The sequence below is a fragment of the Pedobacter hartonius genome (assembly GCF_900107535.1).
In the GTDB taxonomy this organism is placed as follows: Bacteria; Bacteroidota; Bacteroidia; order Sphingobacteriales; family Sphingobacteriaceae; genus Pedobacter; species Pedobacter hartonius.
Genome location: NZ_FNRA01000011.1, coordinates 20433 through 33184 on the forward strand (window position 1 = coordinate 20433; position 12752 = coordinate 33184).

Genomic DNA, 12752 nt, shown 5'->3' on the forward strand with positions numbered 1-12752 from the left:
TTAGTTTTAATACGACCTAACCAAATGAACGTTAAAAGCATAACGTTCATAAAGCAGCATCACCGGTATATATGGCACAAATCATTGACCCCGGCGATTCCGGCAGCGACACTACCGCTAACCAAATTATCAGTAATGATGTTACTTTCAGAAAGCTGATCGAGAATAGTTTTTCCGGTATTACTTTATTAGATATAGATCTTCAGACAATTTACCGCAGCCCGTCAGCTGAGCGGATTGTTGGCTGGAGTACAGCAGACCGGATGAAAAAAACAACCGAGGAACTAACACATCCTTCCGACAGGGAAATGGTTAAACAGTTGCTAAAGGATGTCCTTATTAGTCCCGGTATTCCTAAAATATGCACTTTTCAGTCAAAACACTTTAAAGGGCATTTTATCTGGCTGCAGTGCTCATTTACTAATATGCTTCATGAGCCGGATGTTAATGCCATCGTCTGCAATTTTCTGGATGTTACGGAATATAAGCTGGGCCAGGAAAAAGTTGTGGAAGGTGAACGTTTTACGAAAAACATTACAGATAATGTGCCGGCGATGATTGCTTACTGGACGGCAGACTTGCATTGTTTGTTTGCCAATAAAGCATTATTGGAGTGGTTTGAAAAAACTCCTCAGGAGATGCAGGGTATTCATAAGCAGGATTTGATAAAAGATGAGTATTTAAAATATGAGTATCACATTCAAAATGTACTGGAAGGCAGGCCCCAAAGCTTTGAACGTCCTTTTTTTAAAGCTAACGGTAAAATGATCTATACGCATACTGAGTATGTGCCGGATATCAGGGACGGTAAAGTGAAGGGCTTTTACTCGCTGATTTATGATTACAGCGAAGTCAGGTCAGCCGGCCTGGAGGTTTTGAAAAAGACAGCCCAGATTGAAGATCTGTTGGAAAATATTACCGATGGCTTTATTGCGCTGGATGAAAACAGATGCTTTACCTATGCCAACGGTCATATTGGCAAAATGTTTGGAAAGGAACCCGGATCTTTGATTGGCCATCCTATTTGGACATTATTCCCTGAGGCCGTAGGGTCAGCTACCTACCAGGCCATTGAAACCGCCTATTCTGAAAAGAAATACATTTGTAATGAAGATTATTATCTGCCACTAAACTTGTGGCAGGAAAACAGGGTATATCCTTCCGGGGATGGACTTTCTATATTCATCCGGGACATCTCGGAAAGAAAAAATGAAGAAATGCAAAAGGCGCTGCTATCTGCCATGAGCCTGATTTTTAAGGGGGATGCCGGATTAAATGATAGCCTCAGCAAGGTACTGGAACAATTGGTGAATATGGGTAATTTCAATATAGCCGAGGCCTGGCTGACTGGAGTAGATAAAGGCAGGATCAGTAAGGTGGCCCAATATTCAAGAGAAGATGAAACGGCTGTTTTCTTTAATGAAAGCGCTGATATTAAAACCTTTGCGAAGGGCGCCGGTTTACCCGGTATGACCTGGCAAACCCAAACCATACAGTTTTGGCCTGACATTCAAGAAAAAAGAAGCCTTGTACGCATAACTTCCGCAAAAAAAGCCGGTTTGAAGTCCGCCTACGGCCTGCCGCTACTTTCTAACGGAGAATTAATTGGTGTCCTGGTGCTTGGCTTAACAACGGGTGAAAAACAACGAGGCATGTCGGACATGGTAATGGCGCATATTGGTTCCCATCTGGGTGCTGAAATTAAGCGCAAACAACTGGAGCAGGAACTGAACCAGGTATTCCGGTTTACACCCGATATTCTTTGTATAGCCAATACCGATGGGTATTTTAAAAAGGTGAACCCTGCCATGAGTATTTTACTTGGATACAGCGAGGAAGAATTGTTGTCTAAACCTTATATGGATATGGTACATCTGTTGGATAAAGAGAATACCATAACCGAACTACAAAATATTATTAATGGCAGCCCCACTTACTATATCGAGAACCGTTACCTCACCAAATCAGGAAAGGTCAGATGGCTGGCCTGGACCACTACCGGTGCTTCGGAACAGGGAACTTTATATTGCTCTGCCAAAGATATTACAGATAAAAAAGAGATGGAAGCGTTGCTGCATAAAGCAACTACTCTGGCACGTATCGGCGGATGGGAAATTGACCTGATTAAAGAAACTGTTTACTGGTCTGCGATGACTAAAGAGATCCATGAGGTGCCGGAAGATTTTGAGCCGGATCTTGAAACAGGCGTCAATTTTTATAAGGAAGGAGAAAGTAGAATTTTGATCAGTCGGCATGCTTCAGAAGCGATCACTAAAGGTATATCATGGGATCTGGAACTGCAATTAGTGACAGCCCGGGGGAAAACCAAATGGGTACGGGTCATTGGCGAGCCTGAATTTGCGGCAGACAAGTGTATACGGATAGTTGGTAGCTTCCAGGATATTGATGCGCTGAAGAAAGCTGAGATTGCCGCTAAAGAAACGCTTGAAGAAAGAAATACGATCCTCGAAAGTATAGGAGACGCTTTTTTTGCAGTGGATAAAAACTGGACTTTCACTTATTGGAACAGCAGCGCTGAGCAGGTTTTAGGAAAATCAAAAGAGCAAATGATGGATTATTGTTTATGGGATGTATTTAACGATTCAATTGAATCAATATCGTATAAAAAATATCACGAAGCACTTGAAATTAATCAACCGGTACATTTTGAAGATCATTATGCGCCTTTAAATAAATGGTACGAAATCAGCGCTTATCCTACCGGCAATGGTCTGTCGGTCTATTTCAAAGACACTACGGATCGTAAAATGTCTGAAAATAGTTTAAAGGAACTGAATGAGAGCCTTCAAAAACACACTAAAGAACTAGCCATTTCCAATGCGGAGCTGGAACAATTTGCTTATGTTGCCTCTCACGACCTACAAGAGCCTTTACGCATGGTAACCAGTTTTCTGACTCAACTGGAACAAAAATATGGTGATATTGTAGATGCTAAAGGCAAACAGTACATCCACTTTGCTGTCGATGGGGCCAAGCGGATGCGGCAGATCATCCTGGATCTGCTGGAGTTTTCAAGAGTAGGGAGATCTGAAGACACGATGGAAGAAGTAAATATCAATAAAGTGGTTACGGATATTCTAGCCTTATACCGCAAGCAGATACAAGAGCAGGGCGCCCGGATCGTGTTTGAGAGTTTACCTGCTTTAAGATCCTTTAGAGTGCCTATCCGCCAGGTATTTCAAAACCTCATCAGTAACGCGCTTAAATATCAGCAAAAAGACATTACACCATTGATCAGTATCTCCTGTGAGGATAGCGGTAATAACTGGAAGTTTGCGGTTAAGGATAATGGTATTGGTATCGATGCTGAATATTTTGATAAAATATTTATCATATTTCAGCGACTGCACAACAAGGACGAATACTCCGGCACAGGGATGGGTTTGGCAGTCACCAAAAAAATAATAGAGAACCTTGGCGGAAGAATATGGGTGGAGTCTGAAGAAGGTAAGGGCAGCACATTCTATTTTACCATTTTAAAACATAACTAATGAATTCAATCCATATTTTACTGGTAGAAGATAATGAAGGCGATATTTTACTGACAACTGATGCCCTGGAAGAAAGTAAGATCATTAATAGGGTGACTGTTCTGCGGGACGGTAAAGCCGCAATTGACTTTTTTGTTACGCTGAATAACCGTGATGACAGACCTGATCTGATATTACTGGACATTAATCTGCCAAAAAAAAGCGGGCATGAAGTATTGCAATTCATCAAAAAGAACGAGCAATACAACCAGATTCCGGTGATCATGCTCACTACCTCCTCGTCCGAACGGGATATATTGTCGGCTTATAAACATTATGCCAATTGTTATATTACCAAACCCATCGATGTTTCGGAGTTTATGACAGCAATAGCCAAAATACAGGACTTCTGGATCAATATTGTTTCCATTCCTCAAAATTAAATCATGAACACAGATAGAAGCGATTATCGGATCTTAGTTGTGGAAGATAATCCTGGGGATTTTGCCCTGGTGGAGGATTTTATATTTGAACAAATTGAAGCACCGGTGATTGTTCAGGCAAAAACGTTTAAGACGGCCAAAGAAATTCTGACAAAAAAGCGAAACGATTATACTACTGTTCTGCTGGATCTTTCCCTGTCCGACCATGCCGGTGAACCGCTGATCCATGAAATTGTGGAATTATGCGGGGACATCCCTGTCATTGTGCTGACGGGGTATACTGATTTTGCGTTCGGGGTAAAGTCGCTTTCCCTGGGCGTGTCAGATTATTTATTAAAGGAAGATCTCACCGCCACGTCTTTGTATAAAAGCATGGTTTACAGTTCAGAGCGCAAAAAGATTATTTCGGCACTTGAAACATCCGAACAGGATGTCAGAAATTTTGCCAACCAGTTGAATAATGCGCTGGAAGCAGAACGCTCACGTATTGCGCGTGAAATTCACGATGAATTCGGACAACAATTATCGGGGCTTAAAATGTCCTTGTCGTCCTTAAAAAAATCAAAAGGTGTTGGTCATGACATAGAAAAACTGATCGATGTGCTGATTGTTGACGTCAATACCAGTATTGCGTCCGTCCGGCAAATTGCTAATGAATTAAGGCCTGTGTTAATAGACAAGCTTGGCTTATTTGCGGCGATAGAATGGCTGGTGAATGAATTTGAAAACAAAAACAGGGTGAAATCCCAGCTTTATAAGGATACTGACTGGTATGGTATTGATGAAAAACTTGAAATAAATATTTATAGAATTTGCCAGGAGGCACTGACCAATATTGCTAAACATGCGAAAGCAACACTGGTGAAAATCAGATTAGAGAATCGGGTTGACCAATTATCGGTAACCATCTCAGATGATGGCCGGGGCATCAAATCGAGCACATTACATAACCCGCTTTCAATGGGCCTGCTAAATATGAAAGAGCGCGCCAACTTGATTGGTGCAGCATTAAATATCAGCAGTTCATCAGATAGCGGAACGCTAATTGAACTTATTGTAAATAAAAATGGCCAGAAAAATATTAATAGCAGATGATCACTCCGCCATCAGGATCGGGGTTAAGCAAATCTGTACCGGCGAATTTCCGGCTGTTTTATTTGGAGAAGCCATTAACTATGCAGATGTCTTTCAAAAATTAAAACAGAACGAATGGGATATTCTGATACTGGACATTGATCTGCCAGGCAGAAATGGACTGGAGATACTCAAGCAGATAAAGGCAGAAAAATTGAAAATACCAGTATTGATGTTCAGCTTTCATAGTGAAGAACAAATTGCCCTGAGAGCAATGAAGCTGGGCGCTGCCGGCTACCTTTCAAAAGATGTGGCTGACATGGAACTGGTCAAAGCCATCAATCAAATTATGGCCGGTAAAAAGTATGTATCTCAATCGTTGTCCGAAAAACTTCTGTCCCTGCTGGATGACAATTCTGCTAAGGAGCCACATGAATATTTATCCGAGCGGGAATATCAAACACTGCTGCTGATCGCATCAGGCAAGACGGTTTCTGAAATCGCTGGCATACTTTGCCTGAGTACACCTACTATTAGTACTTACAGAGCCCGCATTCTCGAAAAAATGAAACTCAAAAACAATGCTGAGCTAACCACTTATGCCATTACGCAGAAGCTGGTATAATCTTTTTTCTGTCAATCAAAACACTACAGAACTTTCATAATTGCGTCTATATTTTAGGAACGGATGATTTAGCAATTTTGACTTGTTAAACCGCAGATCATGAAAACTCCATTAACACTGATTCTGAATAATAATGGCAGTTTATTAAATCCGGCGTCATCAAAACGTATAAGTTTAGATATATGGAAACCGATAGCAAAGCATTTGAAATTTTAATTATCGAAGATAATCCTGGAGATTTAATTCTGGCAGAGGAGTTTTTAACAGAGCAAAAGGTGGCATTTAAACTCACCCAGGCAAGGACCTTCAGGGAAGCGCGACAAATACTTTTAGCCGGAATAGCCGGATTTGATGTGATCCTGTTGGATCTTTCACTGCCCGACAAAATGGGTTTACCGTTGATACAGGAAATGATAGCAATAAGTTTCTCTATACCCATCATTGTTTTGACGGGCTTTGCGGATATCTCCTTTAGTGTAAAATCACTTTCCATGGGTATTTCCGATTATCTTTTAAAAGACGATCTAAGTTCATCTATGCTTTACAAAAGCATTATATATAGCATCGAACGTAAAAAATCCATACTGGCCCTGGAGGCATCTGAAAAAAAATATAGTGAATTATTCAATTTAATTCCATTACCTACGTATGTTCTTGAGTTGGATTCCTCGCAGTTTCTGGATGTCAATGAAGCGTTCCTGATAAGTTATGGCTATAGCAGGGCAGAAATTTTGTCAATGAATTTAGATGCAATCTTGCCACCGGAAGAAAAAAATAACCATTCAGGCAAACTTAGGCATATTAAAAAAAGCCGGGAAATCATCTACGTTGATATTCAGAGTAATCTTATAAAATATAAAGAAAAAAATGCTGAGATGGCCTTTGCAAATGATATTACGGATCGCTTAAATTACATCAGTTCAATGGAGTATCAAAACGAAAAACTCCGGGCAAAATCCTGGACTCAATCACATGTTTTCAGGGCTCCTTTATCCAGAATTATAGGGCTTATTCCGATTTTCAGACTTAAGGACTATTGCCACAATAAGTTCATGTTTCTAAAGGCCAATGGTCAGAAATAGGCATTATCCCCTGAAATCATTATTTTTGTAAAAAGATAACACAATGAATTTATTTAGATCTGATGAGGAAGTGGCGATCCAACGTGAAAGCTGCCTGCTGGTTAGCGCTACCATTACCGAGGTGGCTAAAATAATGAAACCCGGTATAACTACACTCTCGCTGGATGAAATGGCCGAGACCTTTATCCGCGACAACGGGGCCAGTCCATCCTGTAAAGGATACCACGGATATCCATATTCGCTATGTATCTCCGTGAATGAACAGATCGTTCACGGATTTCCGGGAAAATATGTGTTGAAGGAAGGAGATATAGTATCCATTGATACGGTTGTATATAAGAACGGGTTCCATGGCGACCACGCCTATACCTTTATCCTGGGCGAAACCACAAAAGAGGTGCTGGATTTAGTGAGGATCACGAAGGAGTCTCTTTATGAAGGTATTAAACAAGCTGTTGCGGGGAATCGCACAGGTGACATCGGGAATGCTATTGAAAGCTATACCTATGGTAAACACGGTTACGGTGTGATCCGGGATTTCGTGGGACATGGAGTAGGAAGGGAAATGCATGAAGATCCGCAATTGCCAAACTACGGTGTAAAAGGTAAAGGTAAAAAGCTAACAGAAAACATGGTTTTAGCGATTGAACCGATGATTACCATGGGTTCAAATAAAATACATATACTTGATGATGGCTGGACAGTCATATCTGCGGATAACTCGGTAGCAGTTCACTTTGAGCACAATGTCTGTGTGAAGAAAGGTGCTCCGCTGATTCTCTCTGATTTTTCTATCATTGAAGCGGCAGAAAAGCAAAACTCCAATTTAAACAGTAGCTATTACTAATCATAAAAGCCGCAGCTGATAGCGATATTGGTTGCGGCTTTTAAATTGATAAGGTCGTTTCGGTTCTTTACAGCCAGGTAAATCCATGCCGCAGATATTGGATTTATGCAGGAAGAAACAAAGTATTTACAATCTCAGGGTCAGCTTGGTACAAAAAACCTGTATATTCAAAAACTAAATAATATTAGTTTGTATGAAGCGTATTTGTAATTCCGGCGAAAGAGTAAACACTTAAAAATGACCAGACACTTCTTTGAGAGCACTTTAAATTGGAAGCCAATTTTTATCTTGGTATTGATATTAAATATCAGCAGCACTGCTTCTGCACAGGAAACACAAAATGACAACGGCGGCAGTGGTAACCTAAAATATGTAGATCCACGGATTGGTAACGTGGGACAGCTGTTAGAGCCAACGCGGCCAACTATTCAGCTTCCCAATCAGATGATCAGGATGTTTCCGCAAAGGAAAGATTATATGGATGACCAGATCTCCAGCTTTCCGCTGAACATTGTTTCCCATCGCCTGGGTGAGGTCTTTTCCCTTAAACCTGTCAATACTGTACCAGATATCAACAGCTGGAAAGGCAAAATGGCCTATGATTACGATTTGGAGGTCACCCGCCCCTGGTATTATTCAACCTATTTGGTTGACAATGATATTAAAGTAGAATTTGTGCCGGGTAAAAAAGTGGGCTATTATCAATTCAGTTTTAAAGCAAACAGCCCCAGATCTTTATTGCTGGGTGTATATAATGAAGGTGAAAGTGAATTTAAGTTTATTTCGGACAGCGAGATAACGGGAGTAGAAACCTATCATGAGAATATCAAAGTATATTTATATGGTGTTTTTAATACGGGTGCAACTGTAGGTACGGTGAAAGGTAACCAGCTGTTAGAAGAACGTTCTGCAAATGGCAAAGATATCAGGGCCTGGATTACGTTTCCCCAAAACGGAGCAAATGAAATCACCTTTAAATATGCAATATCGTACATTAGCGCAGCACAGGCCCGCAAAAACTTTGATAAGGAATTTCAATCTGAGAGCTTCGGGTCGCTAAAGAAAAAAGGCGAAAAGGCCTGGTCTGATGTAATCAACCAGATCAAAACCGATGGCGGTACAGAAGCCCAAAAAAGATCTTTTTATACTGCGCTGTACCGGAGTTCTGAACGCATGGTAGATATCACTGAGGATGGCCGGTATTTTAGCGGCTTTGATAACAAGATCCACCAATCTGACAGGCCGTTTTATGTTGACGACTGGGTGTGGGACACCTATCTGGCGCTACATCCGCTCAGAACGATACTTAACCCTTCACAGGAAGAAGATATGCTCAACTCATATGTACATATGTATGAACAGAGCGGCTGGATGCCTACCTTTCCCGTATTGTTTGGCGATCATGCCTGTATGAACGGATTCCACTCTACGGTCAGTTTTCTGGATGCTTACCGCAAAGGATTAAGAAATTATGATGTAGCTAAAGCTTATGAAGGCGTGTTTAAGAATGCTACTGCCGCTACGATGTTGCCCTGGAAGAACGGGCCTAAAACCGATCTGGACGATTTTTATTATAAAAATGGATTTTTCCCTGCACTGCATATTGGTGAAAAGGAAACTAACCCGGCGGTACATGATTTTGAAAAGCGCCAGGCTGTTGCCATTACGCTGGGGCACAGTTATGACGACTGGGCACTGGGTCAGCTGGCAAAAGATCTGGGGAAAACAGCGGATTTTAAAAGATTTAGTGCCCGGGGCCAGAACTATAAAAATTTATGGGATGCCAAAAAGCAAATGTTCATGCCAAAAGACGCCAAAGGAAACTGGATTAATATTGATCCGAAGTTTGATGGCGGTATGGGCGGCAGAGATTATTATGATGAGAACAACGGCTGGACCTATTTATGGCAGGTTCAGGAGGACGTCAATGGATTGATCGGCTTGTTTGGCGGCAAGACCGCATTCGAAGATAAGCTGGATCAGCTTTACCGCGAGCCGCTGGGCCGTAGTAAATATGCATCCAGGCTAAGTTCCCGGATGTTACAGGTATTGTAGGGCAGTATTCAATGGGTAATGAACCCAGCTTTCACATCCCTTACCTGTACAACTATACCTCACCCTGGAAAACCCAGCGCAGGATACGTTTCCTGCTCGATACCTGGTTTAAAGATAATGTATTCGGTATTCCAGGAGATGAGGACGGCGGTGGAATGAGTGCTTTTGTCGTATTCTCTTCCATGGGTTTCTATCCGCTTACACCAGGTAATCCGGTATATACAATTGGCAGTCCTGTTTTTGAAAAAGTGAATATCGACCTGCCCGGTGGCAAAACCTTTCGCATCATCGCCAATCACAGCTCTGTTGTTAATAAATATATTCAAAGTGCAAAATTTGATGGTAAGGCATTGACTACACCATGGTTTACTCACGCTCAGCTAACGGCTGGCGGTACGCTCGAACTTGAAATGGGCCCGTTGCCAAATAAGAGCTGGGGGGGTTAATGAGTAATTCCGCTGTAAGGGCTCTTCGGGCAGGCTAAAATAATTGTTATCTTTCAATTATACTATATGTTAAAATCTAACCAATATGCGGTAATTTTCAAGTAATAATCAAGTTTCATAACTCTAATTTTGAAATAAAAACGCAGTTATGAATATAGATTTTTGGGCAGGAGTCTTTCCTGCAATCACTACTAAATTTACCTCAGAAGAAGAACTTGATCTTGATGCATGCAACAGAGGAATAGAAGCCCAGCTTGAGGCGGGTGTAAATGGTATTGTTATTGGAGGCTCTCTTGGAGAAGCCAGTACCTTATCTGAGGAAGAAAAATTTATTCTGCTTGCTGAAACTGTTAAAACTGTGGCCGGACGGGTACCGGTAATCTTTAGTATCGCTGAGCAGGCAACAAGAGTTGCTGTTTATCATGCAAAAAAAGGAGAAGAGCTGGGTGCTTCCGGATTAATGTTGCTTCCTCCGCTCCGCTATTATGCCTCTTCAGAGGAAACACTTACCTATTTTGGCACAGTTGCAGAAAGCACTACTTTGCCGATCATGATCTATAACAATCCTATTGATTATAAGATACATGTTACACTTGACATGTTTGCTGAACTCGAAAAATATAGTAATATTACTGCTGTAAAGGAATCCACCCGTGATGTGAGTAACATTACGCGGATGATCAATCGTTTTGGAGAGCGCTACAAGATTTTTACAGGTGTCGATCCATTAGCATTAGAGAGTTTATTAGTAGGGGCCCATGGTTGGGTAGCCGGTCTGGTGGATGCATTTCCAAAGGAAACAGTGGCCGTTTTCCGTCTGGCAAAATCAGGCAGGAATGAGGAGGCTGTAGCAATTTACCGTTGGTTTATGCCACTGCTTGACCTTGACATTCAACCCAAACTGGTACAGTATATTAAACTTGCTGAGGCAGCAACAGGAACGGGAACAGAATACGTGCGCGCACCACGTCTGGTAATTACCGGAGAGGAACGTGAACAGGTACTGAAAGTGATCAACGATGCGCTGGCAGTAAGACCTGTATTGCCTGAAGGAAGCTGGGGATAACCACAGCACAACATATTTAATTCATAAAAATGAACGGACAGAATTTAGTGGGAAATGAATATGCTGAGGCAGCAACTTCAGCATTCAGAGCGGTAAATCCTTTAACAGGAGAGGTTCTTGACGGGGAATTTTTCCCTGCTCAGAAGAAACATGTGGATGATGCACTACTGTTTGCCGCAAATGCCTTTATCACTTATAAAAATATAGATAAGGATCTTAAAGCAGATTTTCTGCGCACAATTGCAAAAGAAATCCTGGCTTTGGACACTATCCTTCTTGAAAGGGCCTGTGCGGAAAGTGGTTTGCCATTGGGCAGAATTCAGGGAGAAAGAGGAAGAACCGTTGCACAGCTGAATATGTTTGCAGACCTGGTTGCGGAAGGTTCATGGGTAGAAGCTATTATTGACCATGAGTTGCCTGAAAGGCAGCCTGCGCCAAGGCCAGACCTGAGAAGAATGCTGGTGCCGCTTGGCCCGGTTGTTGTTTTTGGCGCCAGTAATTTCCCGCTGGCATTTTCAGTTGCCGGTGGTGATACAGCTTCAGCCCTGGCATCGGGTTGCCCTGTGATTGTCAAAGCGCATGCTGCCCATCCGGGGACGAGTGCCCTTGTGGCCTCGGCAATTCAAAAGGCTGTAATTTCTACCGGTATGCCACCGGGAGTGTTTTCTATGTTGTTCGATAACGGATTTGAAATTGGTGCATCACTGGTTCAGCATCCAAAAACAAAGGCTGTTACTTTTACCGGCTCCTTTAAAGGTGGTATGGCGCTGACGAGACTGGCTGCTGAAAGAGCAGTACCTATTCCGGTTTTCGCAGAGATGGGAAGTATCAATCCTATTTTATTATTGCCTGATGCACTGCATTCCGGGGCTGAGAAAATTGCAGAACAATATGCTGCTTCTATTACGATGGGTGCAGGTCAGTTTTGTACTAACCCGGGTTTGCTGATTGGTACCGCTTCTGACGGACTGACACGTTTTAAGGATACGCTTGCTGAAAAGATTGCTGAAATACCTTCTGCAGCTATGCTTACTCCGGCAATTTGCAGTAATTACCACAAGCTTTCAGCAGAGATGCTCAGAGAAGCGGGTGTTACGCTGGTGATGAGGTCTCAGGTTTCTGCTGAAGGCGCACAAAACCAGGCAGGAGGAATGATTGCCCAGGTTTCAGCAAAAGATTTTATAGCGAACCCCAAACTTAAAGAAGAGATTTTTGGCCCCTGGTCACTGCTCGTTATTGCTGAAAACAACATGGAAATGGAGCAGGTGCTGGATAGTATTGGTGGTCAGCTGACCGTTTCAGTCATGGCTGAGGATGCAGAGCTCGACAGCTACCAGGCTTTACTGGATAAAGCAGCAGATATTTGCGGACGGATATTGCTGAATGGTGTGCCTACCGGCGTTGAGGTTTGTGCAGCAATGCAGCATGGCGGCCCTTTTCCTGCTACGAATGACAGCCGCTTTACTTCAGTGGGCACTACGGCTGTGCGCCGTTTTGTGCGCCCCTTCAGCTGGCAGAACTGGGACGGTAAATTATTGCCCGCTGCTTTGCAGGAGGAAAACCCGCTGGGGATCTGGCGAATGGTTAATCAATCCATGACAAACTCATCCATGATCAACTAAG

The 12752-nt window shown here is 42.4% G+C and carries 10 protein-coding genes; all 10 read left to right on the forward strand.

The window, feature by feature from the left end:
• Positions 1-71: 71 nt before the first annotated feature.
• The 10 genes from BLW16_RS17385 to BLW16_RS17425 all read left to right on the forward strand — a co-directional run bounded on the left by BLW16_RS17385 (position 72) and on the right by BLW16_RS17425 (position 12751).
• A complete protein-coding gene (locus tag BLW16_RS17385; protein ID WP_090558976.1) occupies positions 72-3512 on the forward strand; it encodes a PAS domain S-box protein in 3441 nt (1146 codons plus the stop codon).
• Positions 3512-3934, forward strand: a complete 423-nt coding sequence (locus BLW16_RS17390; protein ID WP_090558978.1) for a response regulator — start codon at positions 3512-3514, stop codon at positions 3932-3934. The genes BLW16_RS17385 and BLW16_RS17390 overlap by 1 nt, the downstream gene beginning before the upstream one ends.
• Before the next feature lie 3 nt (positions 3935-3937).
• A complete protein-coding gene (locus BLW16_RS17395; RefSeq protein WP_090558980.1) occupies positions 3938-5029 on the forward strand; it encodes an ATP-binding response regulator in 1092 nt (363 codons plus the stop codon).
• The gene (locus BLW16_RS17400) at positions 5001-5633 is read left to right on the forward strand and encodes a response regulator (protein WP_090558981.1); all 633 of its coding nucleotides are present in this window, start codon (positions 5001-5003) and stop codon (positions 5631-5633) included. The genes BLW16_RS17395 and BLW16_RS17400 overlap by 29 nt, the downstream gene beginning before the upstream one ends.
• 182 nt (positions 5634-5815) lie before the next feature.
• On the forward strand, positions 5816-6715 hold the full coding sequence (locus BLW16_RS17405) for a response regulator (RefSeq protein WP_090558984.1): 900 nt from the start codon (positions 5816-5818) through the stop codon (positions 6713-6715).
• 43 nt (positions 6716-6758) lie between these two features.
• Positions 6759-7562, forward strand: a complete 804-nt coding sequence (gene map, locus BLW16_RS17410) for a type I methionyl aminopeptidase (RefSeq protein ID WP_090558986.1) — start codon at positions 6759-6761, stop codon at positions 7560-7562.
• Between the two features lie 237 nt (positions 7563-7799).
• Entirely contained in the window at positions 7800-9617 is a 1818-nt protein-coding gene (locus tag BLW16_RS17415) for a GH92 family glycosyl hydrolase (RefSeq protein ID WP_217631594.1), read from the forward strand.
• Positions 9618-9628: 11 nt separating this feature from the next.
• Positions 9629-10063, forward strand: coding sequence for a glycoside hydrolase domain-containing protein (locus BLW16_RS23910; RefSeq protein WP_217631595.1), 435 nt, complete (start codon positions 9629-9631; stop codon positions 10061-10063).
• 148 nt (positions 10064-10211) lie between these two features.
• Entirely contained in the window at positions 10212-11129 is a 918-nt protein-coding gene (locus BLW16_RS17420) for a dihydrodipicolinate synthase family protein (protein WP_090558987.1), read from the forward strand.
• 29 nt (positions 11130-11158) lie between these two features.
• Positions 11159-12751, forward strand: coding sequence for an aldehyde dehydrogenase (NADP(+)) (locus BLW16_RS17425; protein WP_090558988.1), 1593 nt, complete (start codon positions 11159-11161; stop codon positions 12749-12751).
• The last annotated feature ends 1 nt before the right edge of the window (position 12752 follow it).